At 57.7% G+C, this 19,310-nt stretch carries 17 protein-coding genes; 11 read left to right on the forward strand and 6 right to left on the reverse strand.

Annotated elements, in window-relative coordinates:
• Window positions 1-134: 134 nt before the first annotated feature.
• The gene (gene metX / locus B142_RS0110055) at window positions 135-1,253 is read right to left on the reverse strand and encodes a homoserine O-acetyltransferase MetX (protein ID WP_018121419.1); all 1,119 of its coding nucleotides are present in this window, start codon (window positions 1,251-1,253) and stop codon (window positions 135-137) included.
• A 242-nt stretch (window positions 1,254-1,495) separates the two neighbouring features.
• Between metX and B142_RS0110060 the strand changes: the two genes are divergently transcribed.
• Window positions 1,496-2,848, forward strand: coding sequence for an amino acid permease (locus B142_RS0110060; protein WP_018121420.1), 1,353 nt, complete (start codon window positions 1,496-1,498; stop codon window positions 2,846-2,848).
• 508 nt (window positions 2,849-3,356) lie between these two features.
• Here the strand turns inward: B142_RS0110060 and B142_RS0110065 are convergent.
• Entirely contained in the window at window positions 3,357-5,573 is a 2,217-nt protein-coding gene (locus B142_RS0110065; protein ID WP_018121421.1) for an NADP-dependent isocitrate dehydrogenase, read from the reverse strand.
• Between the two features lie 189 nt (window positions 5,574-5,762).
• Between B142_RS0110065 and B142_RS0110070 the strand changes: the two genes are divergently transcribed.
• From B142_RS0110070 to B142_RS0110095, 6 genes are all read left to right on the forward strand, one after another.
• Entirely contained in the window at window positions 5,763-7,010 is a 1,248-nt protein-coding gene (locus tag B142_RS0110070; protein ID WP_026168052.1) for an MFS transporter, read from the forward strand.
• A gap of 38 nt (window positions 7,011-7,048) precedes the next feature.
• On the forward strand, window positions 7,049-7,984 hold the full coding sequence (locus B142_RS0110075; RefSeq protein ID WP_018121423.1) for an exodeoxyribonuclease III: 936 nt from the start codon (window positions 7,049-7,051) through the stop codon (window positions 7,982-7,984).
• A gap of 30 nt (window positions 7,985-8,014) precedes the next feature.
• On the forward strand, window positions 8,015-8,806 hold the full coding sequence (locus B142_RS12560; RefSeq protein ID WP_018121424.1) for a trimeric intracellular cation channel family protein: 792 nt from the start codon (window positions 8,015-8,017) through the stop codon (window positions 8,804-8,806).
• Between the two features lie 55 nt (window positions 8,807-8,861).
• Window positions 8,862-9,053, forward strand: a complete 192-nt coding sequence (locus B142_RS0110085) for a hypothetical protein (protein ID WP_018121425.1) — start codon at window positions 8,862-8,864, stop codon at window positions 9,051-9,053.
• 134 nt (window positions 9,054-9,187) lie between these two features.
• A complete protein-coding gene (gene trpS, locus B142_RS0110090; RefSeq protein WP_018121426.1) occupies window positions 9,188-10,219 on the forward strand; it encodes a tryptophan--tRNA ligase in 1,032 nt (343 codons plus the stop codon).
• Between the two features lie 92 nt (window positions 10,220-10,311).
• Window positions 10,312-11,400 (forward strand): YhjD/YihY/BrkB family envelope integrity protein, encoded by a 1,089-nt coding sequence (locus B142_RS0110095; protein WP_018121427.1) that lies wholly within the window; start codon window positions 10,312-10,314, stop codon window positions 11,398-11,400.
• A 71-nt stretch (window positions 11,401-11,471) separates the two neighbouring features.
• On the opposite strand, the gene B142_RS0110100 is transcribed toward B142_RS0110095, so the two are convergent.
• On the reverse strand, window positions 11,472-12,851 hold the full coding sequence (locus tag B142_RS0110100; RefSeq protein WP_018121428.1) for a D-alanyl-D-alanine carboxypeptidase family protein: 1,380 nt from the start codon (window positions 12,849-12,851) through the stop codon (window positions 11,472-11,474).
• A 101-nt stretch (window positions 12,852-12,952) separates the two neighbouring features.
• Here B142_RS0110100 and B142_RS0110105 point away from each other — a divergent pair, with 101 nt between their 5' ends.
• The gene (locus tag B142_RS0110105) at window positions 12,953-13,999 is read left to right on the forward strand and encodes an amidohydrolase family protein (RefSeq protein ID WP_018121429.1); all 1,047 of its coding nucleotides are present in this window, start codon (window positions 12,953-12,955) and stop codon (window positions 13,997-13,999) included.
• A gap of 8 nt (window positions 14,000-14,007) precedes the next feature.
• On the opposite strand, the gene B142_RS0110110 is transcribed toward B142_RS0110105, so the two are convergent.
• The 3 genes from B142_RS0110110 to B142_RS0110120 form a co-directional block, all read right to left on the reverse strand.
• A complete protein-coding gene (locus B142_RS0110110) occupies window positions 14,008-15,258 on the reverse strand; it encodes a hypothetical protein (RefSeq protein WP_018121430.1) in 1,251 nt (416 codons plus the stop codon).
• A 77-nt stretch (window positions 15,259-15,335) separates the two neighbouring features.
• Window positions 15,336-16,292: a C40 family peptidase gene (locus B142_RS0110115; RefSeq protein WP_018121431.1), complete on the reverse strand. Its 957-nt coding sequence runs from the start codon at window positions 16,290-16,292 to the stop codon at window positions 15,336-15,338.
• Window positions 16,292-16,618, reverse strand: a complete 327-nt coding sequence (locus B142_RS0110120; protein WP_018121432.1) for a hypothetical protein — start codon at window positions 16,616-16,618, stop codon at window positions 16,292-16,294. Before B142_RS0110120 ends, B142_RS0110115 begins: the two co-directional genes overlap by 1 nt.
• 120 nt (window positions 16,619-16,738) lie before the next feature.
• Between B142_RS0110120 and upp the strand changes: the two genes are divergently transcribed.
• From upp to B142_RS0110135, 3 genes are all read left to right on the forward strand, one after another.
• Window positions 16,739-17,374: a uracil phosphoribosyltransferase gene (upp, locus tag B142_RS0110125; RefSeq protein WP_018121433.1), complete on the forward strand. Its 636-nt coding sequence runs from the start codon at window positions 16,739-16,741 to the stop codon at window positions 17,372-17,374.
• Between the two features lie 77 nt (window positions 17,375-17,451).
• Complete coding sequence (locus B142_RS0110130; RefSeq protein WP_018121434.1) at window positions 17,452-17,889, forward strand: helix-turn-helix transcriptional regulator; 438 nt, start codon at window positions 17,452-17,454, stop codon at window positions 17,887-17,889.
• An 87-nt stretch (window positions 17,890-17,976) separates the two neighbouring features.
• Window positions 17,977-19,167, forward strand: coding sequence for an amidohydrolase (locus B142_RS0110135; protein WP_018121435.1), 1,191 nt, complete (start codon window positions 17,977-17,979; stop codon window positions 19,165-19,167).
• The last annotated feature ends 143 nt before the right edge of the window (window positions 19,168-19,310 follow it).

Genomic DNA, 19,310 nt, shown 5'->3' on the forward strand with positions numbered 1-19,310 from the left:
GCAGCAAATAAAATACTTGCACATACTATGCAAGATTGCAGTCGGTGTGCAAGTATCGCGCGGGGCTTATGGATAGTGTCGCGCGGGGGTGGGGATGGCCCACATTGCGCCTGGCAGGGCGCGGGCAGGCAGGCTTAAATGCTGTAGGGCTCCGGCAGGGACAGCTTCAAGAACTTCCGAAAAACGCGATCCAGCTGCCGTGTTTCCGTCAAAAAGGCGTCGTGACCCACGGGGGAGACAATTTTGGCCATGCCCAAGAAGTTGCCGATATTGCGCGAAAGGTGTTCTTGCTGGTGATACGGGTACAAAATATCCGTGTCGACGCCGACGATCATCGTGGGCACAGTGGAATTTCCGAGTGCACGATTGAGGCCGCCGCGCCCACGCCCAATATCGTGCCGGTTTAGCGCCTCGGTGAGTGCGACGTACGAACCGGCGTCGAAACGCTTCGACAGCTTAAGGCCTTGGTGCTCTAGATAGCTATTGACGGCAAAGCGCTGGGTGGGATCGCGGAATTCACCAAAGGGGTTTTCGCCTTCGTTGGGATCGGAACCAAAGCGCTCGTCGATCTCCTGCTCACCGCGGTAGGTCAGGTGTGCGATCCGGCGGGCGGCGCACAGGCCCTCGAGAGGATAGTCGTCGGTGTCGTAGTAGTCGCCACCGTGCCAGTTGATATCGCGCTCAATGGCGGAAATCTGCGCGCACTGAATACCAATTTGCCAGCCGGAAGCCCGGGCAGAGACCGCCAGGATGCACACCGCATCCATCATTTCAGGGTAGAGCAGCGACCACTCGAGCGCGCGGGCACCGCCCATGGAACCGCCGATGACGGCGTGTATTTTTTCCAGGCCGAGCATGGCGAGCAGCTGGGCCTCCGCGGCGACGATATCGCGAATTGATACCGCCGGGAAGCGTGAACCCCAGGCGCGTCCGTCGGAGGCAATGCTAGACGGCCCGGTGGAACCATGGCAGCCGCCCAACGCGTTCACGGAGATAAAACACCAGCGTGAAGTATCGAGTGCGCGGCCGGGCCCAAGGAGCTCTCCCCACCAGTCAGAGACATCGGAAGAACCGGTTAGGGCGTGTTCGATCAGGATGACGTTATTGGGGCCATCCAGCTCACCCCGGAAGGTGCCGAAGACGTGGTAGCCCAGTGTGACCTCATCCATCATGGCGCCAGCCTCCGTGCGGAATTCGCCGATGCTGGCGTGGTTCAGCGTGGAAGTTGGGCCAAAAGGCGTGGTATGAGGCATATCTGTCGCTTTCCGACGTGGACGGTAACTTGCTTCACACAGTCTAGATGAACAGAGCTGTCTACTTGTAGAATTATATTCTGCTTCCGCGGCGGGATTCGTCGACAAGCCAGATGTGGCTGATTTATTTGTGCTTCAGATCCGGTTTTTCATTCTTGTGATGTGGCTGACATAATGGTGTGGACTGCTCAACAATCTGTGATTATTAATAATCATTCTTGACGACGGAAAGGCTCCAGCTCGTGAGCGAAAAACACACTCCCGCCTCAGCACAGACCGAAACCGCAGGCGGCCAAGGTACAGCTGGCGATCCCAGCGCACCAGGCGGTTCTGGCTACGATCAGGACGTCCGCGGAGAAAAACCCAACAACTCGAAGTGGGCCCTGGCACTGTTTGGTACCGCAGTCGGTGCCGGCATCCTCTTTTTGCCCATCAATGCCGGTAGCTTCGGGTTCTGGCCGCTTTTGGTAGCCACCCTGCTGATCGGCCCCATGGCATTCTTTTCGCACCGCGCCTACGCGCGCATGCTCAGCGGATCCTCGCAGCAAGGCCAAGACGTGCTGGAAGTAGTCACCAGTTTCTTCGGCAAAAACGCAGGTATTTTGGTCGCCCTGATCTACTGGTTCACGGTGTTCCCGATCGTGATGATCTACGGCATCTCGATCACCAACACCGTCGACAGCTTCATCCAAAACCAGCTGAACGGCCCGGAAATCTCGCGCCCAATCTTGGCGACGCTCTGCGTCGGCTTGATGACGCTCGGCTTTGCCCTAGGCCGCAACACCGCGCTGCTGGTTGCGCAGTTCGTGATCTACCCGTTGATCGTGGCGCTGGCAGCGGTGTCTTTGTACCTGATCCCGCAGTGGGATTTCAGCTCGTTCTACCACTACAGCGCCGACGGCTTCGTTGCTAACCTCGGCGACATCATCTTGATCATGCCGGTGCTGGTGTTCTCCTTCAGCTTCCTGGCCGCAATTTCGCAGTTCGTGCTGGACACGGAACGCTTCTACGGTGACGGAGCCGAGAAGCAATCCTCTAAGATCATCCTGATTGCCACGGCATTGCTGACGCTTTTCACCATGTTCTTCGTCTGGTCTTCCGCACTCGCTTTGGGTGCGGACGGCATGGAAGAAGCCTACGAGCAAAACATCCCCGTGCTGTCTTACCTGGCGAATGAAACCGGAACGCAGTTCCTGGCCTATATTGTGCCGATCGTGGTGATTTGTGCGATTGTTTCGTCGTATTTCGGCCATCTGCTGGCCACGGTGGAAGGTACCCGGTACTTCGGCAAACTGGTGGCCCCAGGCGCGATGCGGGATGCTAACCCACGTAGCGTGGCCATCGCGATCTACGTATTCGTGTTTGTTGTGGTCACCGCCGTGGCGATCATCAACCCATCCATCCTGGACATGATCACGCTGATCGGTGGCATCTTCATGGGCTTCATGACGTACCTGCTGCCAGTGTGGGCGATCTACAAAGTCGATGCTCTCAAGCGCTTCCGGCCGGTTGCCAGCAACTGGTTCGTGGTCATCATCGGTATCGTCGTGATGGCCGGAACCTTCTGGGATGTGCTGCGCAACCTGGTGGGATAAATGGGGTTGGGGCAACCTGGGGTTCAGCCCTGAAACCTCCTCAACCTGGTGGGTTAAACGGGGCTGGGGCAGCCCTGAAACCTTCGCAACCTGGGAAAATGGGTTTTTGAACCAAAACTAGTGGTGCATTTTTACAAATAGTGTGGCAAAAAGGGCGGGTTTTGGCCCACTATTTGCAAAAAAGACACAAAACCCGAATATCTCGGCAACATCCAGAGCCGCGCAACACCCCGAGAATCTAAGCCCAGAGCCAGAGCCGGGCAACCCCCCGAGAATCCAAGTCCGGAGCCAGACCCGGAACCAGAAAACCAAAGCGCCCGGGGCAGAAAAACCTGCCCCGGGCGCTTTCAGCTTTAATTATGTACCTGCGCCGCTTATACGGCGCAGGTTCTGCAGCTAATTTAGCCGCCGCAGCTGCCGAATTCAGAACGGCTCGAAAGCAACAGCAGCTACTACAGCTGCTGCATGCTTTGTGGTTTCGGCAGCATCCCCGACTTAAGCCGAAAGATTACTTCTTCAGCTCTTCCATCAGCTGATTGTACGTAGCCGATGGACGCATCACCTTGGAAGCCTGCTCGTCGGATGGCTGGTAGTAGCCACCCAGGTCAGCGCCTTCGCCCTGAACTTCCATCAGCTCGGCGTCGATCTTGTCGGCGGCCTCGGAGAACTTCTCTGCGATTGGTGCGAAGTGCTCAGCCAGCTCCGATTCCTCGGACTGTGCCGCCAGCTCCTGCGCCCAGTACATCGCCAGGTAGAAGTGGGAACCACGGTTGTCGATCTCGCCTACCTTGCGGGAAGGGGACTTGCCTTCGTCGAGAAGCTTCTCGGTGGCCTTGTCCAAGGTGGAGGCCAAGACCTTCGCCTTGGCGTTGTCGTTTTTCGCTGCCTCGTGGCGGAAGGATTCTGCCAGAGCCAGGAATTCACCGAGGGAGTCCCAGCGCAGGTGGTTTTCTTCCAGAACCTGCTGGACGTGCTTCGGAGCGGATCCGCCAGCACCAGTCTCGAACAGGCCGCCACCAGCCATCAGCGGAACCACCGACAGCATTTTCGCGGAAGTGCCCAGCTCCAAGATCGGGAACAAGTCGGTGTTGTAGTCACGCAGCACGTTACCGGTCACGGAAATGGTGTCCTCACCGTTGCGCATGCGCTCCACGGACTTCTTGGTGGCCGAGACCGGATCCATGATGGTGATGTCCAAGCCCTCGGTGTCGTGATCTGCAAGGTACTTGTTCACCAGCTTGATCAAGGTGGCGTCGTGGCCACGGTTCTCGTCCAACCAGAAAATGGCTGGCATGCCGGAAGTACGTGCACGGGAAACTGCCAGCTTGACCCAGTCCTGGATTGGCTCATCCTTGGTCTGGGTGGCGCGCCAGATGTCGTTTTCTTCGACGTCGTGGGAGATTAGAACTTCACCGGCGCTGTTGCGAACCTCGACGGTGCCTGCAGAAGGGATCTTGAAGGTCTTGTCGTGGGAGCCGTATTCTTCGGCTTTCTTGGCCATCAGGCCCACGTTTGGCACGGTACCCAGGGTGGTTGGGTCGTACTGACCATTCTTCTGCGAATCCTCGATGACGGTCTGGTAAACGCCGGCGTAGGAAGAATCCGGGATGATTGCCAGGGCGTCCTGGGTTTCGTCGTTCTTGTTCCACATCTGACCGCCGGTCTTCATCATGGCAGGCATGGAAGCGTCCACGATGACGTCCGAAGGCACGTGCAGGGCGGTGATGCCCTTGCGGGAATTGACGTACGCCAGTGGGGCGCCGTCTTCCTGCGCCTTGTCGAAAGCCTTCTTGATCTCGTCGCCGTTGTCCAGCTTGTCCAGGTTTTCCAGGATGTGGCCCAGACCGTTTTCGCCGTTCAGGCCAGCTTCGATGAGTGCGTCACCGTACTTGTCGAAGACGTCGTGGAAATAAGCACGTACGACGTGGCCGAATAGAATTGGGTCGGAGACCTTCATCATGGTGGCCTTCAGGTGCGCCGAGAACAGCAGGTTGTTTTCCTTGGCGTAGGCAACCTGGTCACGCAGGAAGGAATCCAAGGCTTTGGCGGACATGAAGGTGGCGTCGACGACCTCGCGGTCTTCTACCTTCAGGCCTTCTTTGAGAACCTTCTCGGAACCGTCAGCGGCCTTCAGCACGAAGCTCAGCTCGTCGTCACCGTCGATGATGACGGACTTCTCGTTGTGCGCGAAGTCGTTGTCGTCCATGGTGGCCACAGCGGACTTGGAATCTGCTGGCCAGTCCTGCATGGAGTGTGGGTGCTTCTTCGTGAAGTTCTTTACAGCCTGCGGTGCCCGGCGGTCGGAGTTGCCCTCACGCAGCACCGGGTTCACAGCCGAACCCTTCACGGAATCGTAGCGATCGCGAATCTCTTCTTCTTCGGCGTTCGCTGGCTTATCTGGGTAATCAGGAAGGTCGTAACCGTCTTCCTGGAGCTCCTTAATGGCGTTTTTGAGCTGCACCAGGGAAGCCGAGATGTTTGGCAGTTTGATGATGTTGGCCTCTGGCTTTTTCGCCAGCTCGCCAAGCTGTGCCAGGGCGTCGTCCATTTTCTGCTCGTCGGTGAGACGCTCTGGGAACTGCGCGATGATGCGTCCGGCCAAAGAAATATCGGCGGTTTCGACATCAATATTCGCGGTGGAAGCAAACGCCTCAACCACTGGCTTGAACGAGTAGGTAGCCAGCAGTGGGGCTTCGTCGGTACGGGTCCAAACAATTTTAGCCATTTCAGACTCCTTGAAATATTTCGTCACTAAAATGTTGCGGCCCCAGGTTACCTATAAACTGACTAGTTTGCTGTTCGACGCCGAGAATTGTGACCCACGTATGGAGGTTTCACAAGGTAGTTGTGGTACCTGCCACAGAAACTTTGACGGACTAGGCACCTGCGCTTTTATGGGCGTAGGGTCTCATGCGTGCCACAGTTGAGTCATTTGCGCAATTTAGCTTCTAGCCCCCGTCGTCGAGCCCTGCCACGGCAGACGGAAATTACCGAAAAACGGCGATACATCGTCATGGTCGCCCTCGGGTTGGGTGGGTTCGGAATCGGCGTGACGGAGTTCGTCTCCATGGGCCTTTTGTCGCTGATCGCCGAAGATTACGGAGTCACCGAGGACACCGCAGGGCGCATCATTTCGCTCTACGCGCTGGGTGTGGTTATCGGCGCGCCAGCGATCACGGCGGTCACCGGCAAAATCCCGCGTCGACGCCTGTTGTTGTTGCTGGTCGGTGCGTTTATTGTTGGTAATTTTTTGTCGGTCGTTGCTCCGACATATGAGTTTTTGCTGGTAGCGCGATTTATTGCCGGCCTGCCGCACGGAGCGTATTTTTCGGTGGCCGGTTTGGCTGCGGCCTCCATGGCGCCGGAGGGCGAGCGTGGGCGCGCGATTTCCTTTGTCTCGATGGGTCTGTCCTTTGCCACCGTCGGTGGTGTGCCTGCAGCACAGGCACTCGGTCAGGCCTTCGGCTGGCATGCCTCCTACGTATTCGTCACTGTCGTCGGTGTGATCACTTTGGTCTCGTTGTGGTACCTGATGCCGCACATGGTGCGCATGGGTGCGACGTCGGTCCGCACGGAACTGGGCGCGCTACAACGCGGCCAGGTGTGGCTCACGCTGGCGATGGGCACCGTTGGTTTCGGCGGCATGTTCGCGGTATATACCTATATTTCCTGGACAATGACCGAGCAAGCAGGCCTGGATCCGTCGCTGATGTGGATCGTGCTCATGGCCTACGGCATCGGCATGGTGGCCGGTACCTGGTTCGGTGGCCGCGTTGCTGACTGGAACCTGGAAAAGGGCATTTTGTTCGCCTTGGCAATGATCTGCCTGGTGCTGGTCGCGTTCTACTTCACTTCGTCGAACCCGTGGTTGGGCACCATCAACTTCGGCTTGGTCGGCTTCTTCGGTTCGACGCTGGTGCCGTCGTTGCAGATTCGCCTGATGGATACCGCTGGCGACGCCCAAACCCTGGCTGCGGCTCTAAACCACTCCGCCCTCAACATGGCGAATGCCGCTGGTGCCGCGCTGGGCGGCGCGGTGATTTCTGCCGGTTACAGCTACAGCGCACCTTCTCTCGCCGGAGCTGGTTTGGCCATCGCTGCCATCGTCATTTGGTTCCCGACCATCTGGTTGCGGCACAAGTCTTTCACTAAAACCGGTTAGTTTCTTGACTGTGGCACCCACGCTATACAGTGGTGGCCATGTCTGAACCTCAACTGACGATAGCCACAGTTAACGTTAACGGCATCCGCGCCGCCTGCAAAAAGCGTAACGACGACAACCTGGGAATGAACCATTGGCTGGAAAATACCTCGGCCGACGTCGTTCTCATGCAGGAAGTCCGCGCGACCCCGGAACAAACCGAAAAGGCATTAGCCCCGGCGCTGGAAGCCGGCTGGCACCTAGTCGTTGCCGATGCCGAAGCCAAGGGCCGCGCCGGGGTGGGAATTTTATCGCGCAGCCCGCTTGCCGACGTCCAGGTGGGCTTTGGCGACGCAAGCGCGTTTGCCACCGCTGGCCGCTGGATTGAGGGCACTGTTGACTCCAGTTTTGGTGACGTGCGCGTGGCCTCGCTGTATCTGCCGTCGGGCGCGCAGGGGACAGCCAAGCAAGATGAAAAATATGCCTTCTTGGACGAATTCGATTCGATCTTGCTGCAGCGCGCAGATGCACACGAGAACATGGTCATTGGCGGCGACTGGAATATTTGCCACCGCAGCCAAGATCTGAAAAACAACAAACCAAACGAAAAAGTGTCGGGCCACTTGCCCGAAGAACGCGCATTCTTTGATTCCGTCTTTGGTGCGTTTCCTGATGAAGCCCCGCAGGAAAAGAAATACCTCGGCGACTACCAGGGTGTTGTGGACTATGCAGCGAACACCCAGCGTGAGCCAGCCACGGATCCGCAGTGGTTTGACCTGGCCCGTCGCCTAAACCCAGATCCGGAACACGACGGCCCGTATACCTGGTGGACCTACCGTGGCCAGGCTTTCAACAATGATGCGGGGTGGCGTATCGATTACCAGGCTGCCACCCGCGCCATGCTGGAACGCGCACAACGGACGTGGGTAGAAAAAGCCCCGACCGTTGAGCAGCGTTGGTCCGATCACTCGCCTTTGCTGGTGGAATTTCACTAAGCTCGATTCTCATGTAAAGGACGTGCACCTATGACCGTGACGACGTTATTAACCGCGACGTATGTGGTTGGTATTTCTGCAGAGGCGATGACCGCGGCTTTGTCCGCAGGGCGCCAACGGCTGGATTTCTTTGCGGTCTCCTTGCTCGCCGCTATTACGGCTTTCGGTGGGGGAACCGTGCGTGACGTGTTGCTTGGGCATTACCCGCTGGTGTGGGTGGATAACCCGGTTTATTTGATCGTGGTGCTGGTAGCAGCGGCGGTGACGGTGTCGCTGTCGTTTTTCATGCACTATTTCCGGTCGCTGTTCCTGGCTCTCGACGCAGTGGGGCTGGCAGCGTTTACAGTGTTGGGTACCCAGGTGGCGTTGTCGGAAGGCCATGGGCCATTGATCGCTATCGTGGCCGCGATTTGCACCGGTGTTTTCGGCGGAATTTTGCGCGATATTCTAAGCGACCGTGTCCCGCTAGTATTCATGGGCGATTTGTATGCAGCCTGTGCACTGATCGGCTCGGTGACGTATATGGTCTTGGAACAATTAGGTGCCCCACCGGCCGTGGTGATTCCCGCAGGGCTGATCGTGACATTCGCGGTGCGCATGTGGGCAGTGAAATACAACAAGTCCATGCCAATTTTCGCGTATAACGACGAAAACCAGCCGGTGGATCCGCGCCTGCGCCTATCTGCGCAGTTTGTGCGTGAAACCGCGCGGAAAGCGAAATCGAAGGTTGCTAGGGGGATCAAGCCGGAGACGTCGAAGAAATCCGTGGACACTTCTAAGAACCCTGAAAATGAGCAGTCAAAATCGTCGGAAAGCGACTAAGCTGCTAGCATAAAAGAGACTTATTTTCTGATACTGACCGGAAAGAGAATTCAGTATGATTCGCGTTTTATCCTGGCTGATCATTGGCATTGCCATCCTGGCCGGCTCGATTGTCTGGTACATGAACGTACAGTTCTCCATGGCAGGGCTGGTCTCGGGTATCACCATGGGTGTCGGTGGCGCGTGCATCGTTGCTGCTTTCGCCACTGCGCTGGATCTGTATGATCCAACCTCGCGCAAGGTGTAGCCGACTACCTACAAGCTACCGTTAGCTTCGCGCCCTGCTGGCTGTACTCTGCGCCAGCAGGGTTTTTGCGTGCCAGAAACCACGTTAAGTGCAACGTAAACTGCCACTTTCAGTACTGAGTAAAGGATAAAAAGATGACCGCATCGGTACCTACTACAGACAAACCTCGTGTGCTGTCTGGCATTCAGCCAACCGCTGATTCGTACCACCTGGGAAACTACCTCGGAGCCCTGAAGCAGTGGATCGAACTGCAGAATGACTTCGACGCGTTCTACTTCATCCCGGACATGCACGCGTTGACCGTGGAACAGGACCCGAAGCAGCTACGCGAGCGCACCTACGCCGGTGTTGCGCAGCTGATTGCGCTGGGGATTGATCCGGAGCGTTCCACGCTGTTCATCCAGTCGCATGTGCCAGAACACGCTGAGTTGAACTGGGTATTGCAGTGCCTGACCGGCTACGGCGAGGCCGCGCGCATGACACAGTTTAAGGACAAATCCGCCAAGCACGGCGAGGAGCGCACTTCGGTGGGCCTGTTTACCTACCCGATGCTCATGGCCGCAGATATTCTGCTCTATCACCCGCAGTATGTGCCCGTGGGCGAGGACCAGCGCCAGCATTTGGAGCTTACCCGTAACCTGGCTGAGCGGTTCAACACGCGTTTCGGCACAACGTTTGAGGTACCAGAACCATTCATTCCCGAAGGTTCGGCCAAGATTTACGATCTGCAGGATCCGACGATCAAGATGTCGAAATCCACCCCGCACCCCAAGGGCCTGATCAACCTGCTGGATCCGCCAAAGACCTCCGCAAAGCGCCTGAAGTCCGCCGTGACTGATGACCGCGGCGTGATCGCCTTTGATCGTGAGCAGCAGCCGGGCGTTTCCAACTTGCTCACCATCCAGTCCGCGTTAACCAATACTCCTGTCGATGATCTGGTTGCTTCCTATGAAGGAAAGGGCTACGGCCACCTCAAGGTTGATACTGCTGATGCGCTGGAAGAATTCACAAACCCGTTGCGTGCTCGTTACGACGAACTCATGGATGATCGCGCACAGCTGGGCCAGATTCTTGCCGACGGCGCGGACCGTGCCCGGGATGTTGCCGCAGGGATGCTTGCCGACGTCTATGACAAGGTGGGTTTCCTGCCAGCGCAGCCGCGTTAGCTACGGATGCGTTAGAGTGAGGAAGCAACGCTCACAGAGAAAATCCAGGGCCGTGCAAGCCAGCGCCAATTACCAACTTAAAGGACACTGAAGTGGCAGCCACCACCACAAAGTCAGCTGAGAAAAACCAGGACAACTACGGCATCGAACGCGTGCGGGACGATGATCCTGGATTCGTCGAGAAGATGCGGCACAAGTCTGATTTTTTCGACCACATCATGCGCACCGTCGAGCGTTACGGTGCACAGGGTGGTAATCAGTTTGCCGCTGGTATTACGTATTTCTCGGTGTTGGCGGTTTTTCCGATTGCGATGTTGATCGTTGCGGCTGCCGCGCAGGTCTTGGCGGGTCGTCCGGAACTGTTCGCTAGTTTCCAGGATCAAATTACTGAGTCGCTGGAAGGCCAGATGGGCGAGATCGCCAACGAAATCCTGGAAGGCGCGGTGGAGCGCCGTGGTGCCGTGGCCGGAATTGGTGGTTTGACTGCGCTGTGGACCGGTCTGAACTGGATGCATAATCTGCGCGCCGGCATTTCCTCGATGTGGAACATGGATCCGAACGATGGCGCAAACTTCGTCGTCAAGAAGTTCAATGATTTGCTGGGCCTGATCGGTTTGATCCTGGCATTCGTCATTGCTTTCGGCATCACCGCTGTGGGTTCGTCTGGCATTGTCTTTACCGTTTTAGAGTGGCTGAATGTTGACGATGTCATGCCAGGGTTGAACTATATTCTGTTCTTCTCCGCGCTGTTCATTGGTATTCTGGCGAACTTCCTGGTCATGTGGTGGCTGGTGGTTATTCTGCCGCGTAAGAAGGTACCGAAGAAAGCCGGCTTCATTGGTGCATTGCTCGGTGCACTTGTTTTTGAAGTAATTAAGCAGCTGTTTACCGTGATCCTGTCTTCGGCCACAGGCAGCCCAACTGGCGCGATCTTCGGGCCGATCATCGCTTTGATGATTGTGTTGTATCTGATCTGGCGCGTGGTGCTCTACGTTTCTGCATTCACCGCCACCACCAAGCAGGCTCGTGCCACGGAAGAGGTTCCGGTTCCCGAACCAGCCGTGATTCGAGTGCGCCACGAGGTGAAAAAGCGCCCGTCGACCCGAACCCTGCTAGGCGCCGGTGCAGGCTTGGGTGCGGCTGGTGGTTGGGCGCTTCGCCGGATCTTTAAGGCGAAATAACCTGAGGTATAGCGCATCGCTGGGGTATTTGTCAGAATAGTTATCAGCGGCGTTGCCCCCAAAAAGGAGTTTTAACGCCTACGCAAAAAGAATCCAGCAATTGCCGCAATTCCGGCGCCAGCGGCGATGACCGCGAGTACCACAATCAAGATTGTCTTTTCGTGGGGTTCAGCATTCGTACCGGCATTGCCCGCGTCCGCGCTATCCGGTGAGGCATCGTCGGAATTTTGCGGTGCCGGGCTCGCCCCCTGTGTCAGAGTGGGTTCGGTGTCCGCATCGGCGACTGGTTGCAACATGCCGATATTCGTGCCCGGCGCCACAGAGAATCCCGAGTGCAATAGTTTCTGCGCTTGCTCCCACGCGCGGGCCTTGTCGACGGTGGTATCGAGAATTACCGCCATCAATCGACGGCCGTCACGGTTCAGTGCACCGACGAAGGTGTGGTTGGCATCGTCGGTGTAACCAGTTTTACCGCCCATGCCATCCGGGGCATTCATGAACAGGTGGTTGTCGTTCCACACTTCGAATCCCTCGTGCTCGTCGAAGCCCGGGAATGCAATGAATTCAGTATTCACGATGCGGTCAAAAGTAGGGTTTTGGTAGGCCGCGCGATAAATTAACCCCAGGTCATACGCAGAAGCCGAGTTACCCGCCACGTCCAAGCCGGAATAGCTTGCGGCGTAGGTGTCCGTGGTGCCGAGATCGTCGGCAAGCTTATTGATTTTGCGCAGCGTCACCTCGTCGCCACCAAGTTCCTGTGCCAGAGCGTGGGCGGCATCGTTACCCGATGCCAGCAACAAACCGTGTAATAACTGCTCGATGGTGTATTCGCCACCGGCGCCGATGCCTACTCGGGAGCCGACTTGATCGGCAGATTCCTGCGAGACGGTCACGGTCTTTTCCAGATCCAGCTCTTCAATGGCGACCAAAGCCAGCAATGCCTTGATGATCGAGGCCGGGCGGTAGCGCCCGTGGGGATCTTTCTGTGCGATGATCTCGCCGGAATCAATATCGGCAACCAACCAGGCCGAAGCCAAGACGGATTCGTCGACATGAAAACCCGGAGCAGTGCTGACCCCGCAATTTTGTTTTTCCAGCGGCGGCAATGGGGTAGGAGAGGGTTGACCGGGCGCGACAGCCTCAGAGGTCGTGCGAGCCTGCGGCGGGTGCACGCGGTTTGGGCACGAGCTGGTATCGGGTGCTTCCTCGCGGCTAAGTGGCTCCGGAGCTGCCGACTCGTCGCCCTCGCTTGGAGCTGGGCCTTCCAGCGGGGTGGGTTCTTCCTGCTGGGCGTGGATCAGCGGGGCCGCGGCAGCGTGTGGGGCAGCGGAGTTGAGTGTGCCGATGCCAAACGCGGTGGTTCCCGTGACCAAGCCAGTGGCAAGTACAGCCGCGCAGCAGGTCGATCCGTATCTCACAAGGGCGCGGCGGCCGGGTTTGCTCTCATTCATAACAGCCGATAAGTCTACTCCTTGTTATGGCAGCATTGCCTTTTTGTTTGGGCGGGGCGAAGAAACTCTGCGTGTGAAATTCGCGCGGTACCATCGTGGGCATGATTGAGACCCCTGCGATTAGCCCCGAGCACAAAAATTTTGCTTCCCAGTTGATCAGTGAGCTGCCGAAAGTCACGATCCACGAGCAGTTGCCTACCCGCACCCAGGATGGTGCAGCGGTGACCACGCGCGAGGAGCTGGCCGCACACATCCAGTCCACCGTGCACAAATACCGCGACGACAACGTGGTGTACCTGGAATTACGTGTTGTGGTGGAGGATTTTTGCACCGACAACTTTGTGCTTGCCGACGCCTTCGCCACCGCTCTGGATGCCGTGGCGGTGGATGGAATCCGGGCGCGATTGCTGCCAGTTGCGCGCGCAGACGGCGATGCCGTCGCTGAGTTGGCGGAGCTTGTGCTGCATGCACAAGGTGACCCGAACCTGGCTGGTGTGGTGTTCCTGGTTTCTGGAACTACCCATGATGCCAAACCGGGCGCTGCTGGCTCGGCTTTGGCAGCCGCCTGTGCCAAGCTGCGGGAAAATTTTCTGCCGTTTGCCATCGATGGCGCTGCTGATATCGAATCCATCGGCGCAGCCGTGCGATTGGGGGCGCTGCGCCTGGGGCGTCCGTTGGCGTTGGTTGATGATTTTTCTGCCGATATGACCGGCATCGTGCCGGGAAAGATTTCTGGTTGGGTGCGTGATCGTGGCATTGCTGCAGAAATGACGCCATTATGGGATCTTGCCGACGACTCGTTGGGCGATGCAGCTGTTGGTGAGCTGCCGGATCATCCGCTTCCGCTGTTTCAGCAGCTTGGTTTTAGTTGCACGATTTCCGCCGGGGAGGTGGCAGCCGGTAATTGCACCGATGTCATGAACGCGCTGACCGAAACTTTCGGTTATGGTCTGGAAGAATTCTTTGACCTCACGGCAAAGACAGTTGCGGCAAGTTTTTTGACTGAGCCGGAGCGTCAGCAGCTCATGGAGACCCAGATTTTGCCGCGCTATGAAAAACTGGCCGACGCGGAACTGCGCCAGCCAGATGATGCGGATGAGTCAGATGATATGGACGAGCCAGAGAAGAGCGATGCTGCCGTTGATTAGCAGGCTGATTAGAATTTCGCGAAGCGCTTAACCAGCATGTCTTCCAAGCCGCGCCATCCCTTCGAGTGGTCGGTGTACGGCTTGGATGGCACGTAGCCACTAGTTTGCTGCGAGCCCAGCATATAGCCCAGGTAATCCTGGAAGCGTGGGTTTGCCAGCATATAGGAGTTGATGGAATCATCGCCGGCCCAGTCGGCGGCGTCGGCAAGCAATTCGTAGCAGGCTGACATCTGTGGGATATCCACGGCTTCGGGGCCTTTTTCCATGTCCTCGGTAAGACCCTGGAAGCTGTAGGCGTTATCGCGGTGTACGGTCAGTTCGAGTTCACCAGCATTGGCGGCGGTGACGATGTCTTCCCAGGTAGCAACTTTTGCGAGATCGTGTTCGTCGTTTTCGATGATCCAGCGCAACAGTTGACGGCCGGTGGGGAAGGTGTTGATGGTGCCGAAACGCCCCAAAAAGATCGGCGCGCCGTCCAGATAGCAGCGCAATGTGTAGACGGATTTGCCGTCGATGGTGATTTTTATTGGGTCGATGCCTGCCGCCGCCCAGGCAGAAGAATCATACGGATCCGCAGCCTCGGCCTGACGTTTGCGTTCTTCTTCCCGCTCTGCGCGTTCTTTGTCTGCTTGTTCTTTCGATTGGGTGATGCGTTTTTCTGCATCGGCGATGGTGTCTTTATCCACGCTGTCGAAATCTTCGGTGACATCGACGATGCGCACGCTGTCTGCCAGGTTGGATTCGATCTTTTTCCAGTTTGTCAGTACCGCACGCCCTACTGATGACCACTCGGAAAGCCCATGGTCGCCGGAGTAGTGATCAGCGCCGCGTTGCACATTGCCGAGCACGGAGTGGGTGGAAAAGAAGATCATGGTGTCATCGTCGGCGCAGACATTTCCCAGCGCCTTGGTGATGGACAAGATCTTGGCCGAGGTTGCCACCGCGTCATAGGACGGACGGTCGGCCAAGTAGTGTGGCAGCCCAACGATGTCGTAGTGGTCGCGGTCTTCTGGGTGCGCGCGATATTCTGGAAGCTTCGCGAAATCCCCCCATTTCGGGTGCTCACGAAGGTCGTGCTTAGTGGTGTTTTCAAGATACACCAGCATTTCGGCCACTGTGGGAAAGACCAGGACGTTGTCGTCGTCGCCGAGAAAAGCTTCCCACTGTGAGCCGTTTTCTTTCCAGGTCGGAGCCCACAGGGTATAAAAATCACCGCTGCTCAGTGATAGAGAAACCGGGATGATCGCGCGATTATTCATGGGCACTAAGTTTAGCGAACGTGGTGGGGCAGTGTGCCGTCGTGGTGCTTGGGTGGTGCCGTCGGCCGGTAGACACGCTAGCTCGTCGGCCGGTAGAAACCATGAAAGTTCATATCCAGGTTGTTAGTGCGCAGTGGTGAGGTGGAAACCGGGCTGCCAGCCTCAATGAGTTCACCGTTTCCTGCGTACATGGCGACATGCCCGTCCCAGACAGCCAGGTCTCCTTCACGTAATTCACTGGCAGAAATCTGCTGGCCGACGGCTTGTTCATGCGCCAACCGTGGAATATCCACACCGGCTTGGCCCCAAGCCCACTGCGTAAACCCGGAGCAGTCAAAACCGACTCCGGGGGTGGTCCCGCCCCATTCATAGGGCGTGCCCAGTTGGCTGCGCGCGGCAGCCACGGCTTGGCGTCCAGCTTCAGCCCCAGCATCATCGCTCGGGGCTGGTGCGTCTACCGCTGCCGGTGCGAAAGCAGGATCAGAAGTGGTAGCTGATCCGGCATCGCCGGTAGGAACCGTGCTTGGCGGCGGGCCAGCAGTGGAGGTCGCTGCGGCGGCCTGGGTTGCAGCTGGTGCCTCGGTAAGCGCGAAAGGCTCGTCGGCAATGTTGTGCAGCCGACCCGCCAGGGTAGAAAGCGTTTCGTCTAACTCACCTGCAGCCGCTTCTGCTTGGGCAATATGCGTACGTGCCACCGCTTCAAGCTGCGCAATAGCAGAGGTGGCTGCACCCGGGGTTGGCTGTAAAGCAGAAAGCGCGACTGGCGCGGCCTGGTGCAGAAACGATTGTCCTATTCCGAATAGTTGTTCTGCGGTGGCGCTTATCGCCGCTTGTGCCTCAGCGGTGATCCCGGCGATCTGGTGATTGTGCCCATCAATCAGCGTTGCTGCAGCCTCGATATCGGCTGCGCTTGCCCCGCTGATCGCTGCCAATTCACCGGCGGCAGACACATCCGGCATAACGGGTACGGAATAATCACCCAACTGGGCAGGCACTAACTCGCTAATGCGGCTTACGGTTTCCACAACACTCATCAGCGCACCTCCTCAGCCGTCGGCACGGCGTCGGCAAGCGAATGGATCCCAGCTCTCGTGGCATTTTCTGCCAAGGAAGCATCGCGGACCATCGCAAAACCAGAATCAGCTGCGGCGGATAAACGTTGTGCTAACTGGCGTGACTGCATGGCGGTAACGGAGCTGGCACGTTGCATAGCAGAGAGGAATTCCTGGTGGCCAGCAGCATGAGCGGGCAGGGAGAGATCGACAGGTGGGGCGGCGGGTTCGCGCACATCTATGGCGGCGCGTTCTAGATCCTTCGCTAGTGCAGTGGCGTGGTCATAATCTAAAGCAAACGTCGTCATGGTCCATTAGACAGTGCAATCCGCAGAATGGTTCCGCGGGACCCCGAATATCACCGAACACCCCGAATATCACCGAGCACAGTCACCGGAACTACTTCGTCATGGCATAGCATGGGGGATATGGATATCACCGTGGTAGAACACCCCCTGGCCGCCGCACGCTTGAGCTTGTTGCGCGATCAACGTAGCGACAATGCCGCCTTCCGCGCTGCCCTGAAAGATCTCGGTTCCATGCTGGTTTATGAGGCCGCCCGCAATCTGGATGTCGACGAATTCGCCCTGGCCACCCCGGTCGCCGACACCACCGGTACGCGGCTGTCGAACCCACCGATTATTGTGCCGATCATCCGCGCCGGGTTGGGCATGGTGGACCCGGCCTTGGCGATGATCCCGGATGCGCAGGTCGGTTTTATCGGTATGGCCCGCGATGAGGAAACCCACGAGCCGGTGCCGTACCTGGAAGCGCTTCCCGACGATCTCAGCGACCGCACGGTTTTTCTCGTCGATCCCATGTTGGCCACCGGCGGCTCCCTGTTGCATTCGTTGCGCTTGTTGGCAGACCGCGGCGCGCGCGATATCACCGCGGTATGCATCGTTTCGGCGCAACCCGGTGTGCAGGCGCTGAAAGAGTCCGGGTTGCCGGTTCGCCTAGTGACCGCGGCGATTGATCCGGAACTCAACGACAACGCGTATATCGTTCCCGGGCTTGGCGACGCCGGCGACCGCTTGTATGGACCGCGCAATATCGACCTGTAAGCCCCTACCTCTAAACACCTACCTGTAAGCTAGGCCTCATTGCACATGATTTCGGGGGATTTCGGGGAGGATCTGCAATGGGGGAATACCACCGTTGGTATTGGGCGAGTTTTGGCCATGCACTGGCGAATAACCTGCGTGCGTTGCGGAAAATGCGTGGTCTTTCGCAGGCCAGGTTGGCGCAATTATCCGGGCTGTCGCGCACGGTGATCTCTAACTTGGAGCGCAATGAATCCGGCGCGAAAGCCTGCGATCCGCAGCTGTCCACCGTGTATAAACTGGCCCAGATTCTCTACGTCCCGCCTGGGGTGTTGCTGCCGCAAGCTGATGCGTTAATCGACGGGCCTTGTACCGCGAGCACGCCGCATCTGCGCAGGGTGTGGCCTGTTGACGAGGTTGATACCGCGCCGTTTAGTTCGGGTTATCTGACGCGTGCGCGGGCTAACGAGTTGCCGAAATTTGCTGGTTCCCAGAACCAGTGGGCAGACCAGCGTGCCGACGACACCGGCCTGTAGGCACAACCGCGTATAATCTGCACACGTGCCGTAATATACAGCTCAGAAAACTATGAGCGTGAAATAGCTGAAGAAAGGATCGGGTTAATGGACATTGCCTCGTTCGTTGCTGAGTGGATCGAGCACCACCACGACGAGGTGATCGGCTGGCGGCGTCACATTCACCGCAACCCGGACCTTTCGCACAAAGAGCACGCCACCACAGATTTCCTCTGTGGCGTATTAGAAGAATATGGCCTGCAGCCGCACCGCTTCCCAGAAACCGGTCTCTACGTGGATATCGGTGATGACCACGGAAAAAGGCGCTTGGGCTTCCGCGCCGATATTGACGCGCTGCCGATCCAAGAACTCACCGGTGCTGAATTTGCCTCGCAGATTGATGGAGTTTCGCATTCTTGTGGCCACGACATCCACACCACCGTCGCTTTGGGTTTGGCGTGCGCCCTAGGGCAGTTGACTAACGCCTATCCTGGTGCTTTGAGCTTCGGGGTACGCGTCATTTTCCAGCCCGCAGAAGAGGTCATGACGGGTGGTGCGGTCAATGTCATTGAGTGGGGTGCGCTGGCGGGCGTATCTGCTTTGTACGCGGTTCACGCTGAACCAAAACTAAAAGTCGGCCAAATCGGCATCCGCACCGGTGCTATCACCTCGGCCTCCGACGTCATTGAAATCGCGGTCTCTGGTACTGGCGGCCACACCTCACGCCCGCATCTCACCAGCGACGTCGTCTATGCGCTGGGTAAACTCGTGACCGAATTACCGGCGGTGCTGTCGCGCAGGGTTGATCCGCGTACCGGCACCGTCGTGGTTTTTGGCGCTATTCATGCCGGTTTTGCTCCGAACGCGATCCCGGAACAAGGCTCTGTGATGGGCACACTGCGGACCGCGGATATCACCGTGTGGCGGTGGCTGCGCCGGGAGCTATCGGAGATTATTGGCGAGATCCTGGCTCCGACGGGCGTCGATTACGTCGTCACGCATGATCAGGGAGTGCCACCAGTGCTCAACGATGAAGTGGCCACCGCGCTGCTGACAGAGGCAGTGACCAGTATTGATCCGCACGCTGCGGTGCAGGCGCCGCAGTCGTCGGGCGGCGAAGATTTCTCCTGGTACCTCGAACACGTGCCGGGCTCGATGGCGCGGTTGGGTTGTTGGTCGGGAACTGGCGAGATGCAGGATTTGCACCAAGGCAACTTCAACCCTGATGAGCGCTCGGTGTCCGTGGGAATCCGTCTGTTCGCAGGCATCGTTGCGCGTTACGAAGCCCAAGCACGTTAGAATAGGGAAAAGTGTAATCTTCGCCGCACAGTTTTGTGTGCCAAATCAGGTGTGCGGGCGTGTGGCGAGGAACTAATTATGACGAAACCCAAGACTGCACAAAATTTTTTGACGAGAGTGTAAGGAGCCCGCGTGTCTCACAC

The sequence above is a fragment of the Corynebacterium propinquum DSM 44285 genome, from assembly GCF_000375525.1.
GTDB lineage: Bacteria > Actinomycetota > Actinomycetes > Mycobacteriales > Mycobacteriaceae > Corynebacterium > Corynebacterium propinquum.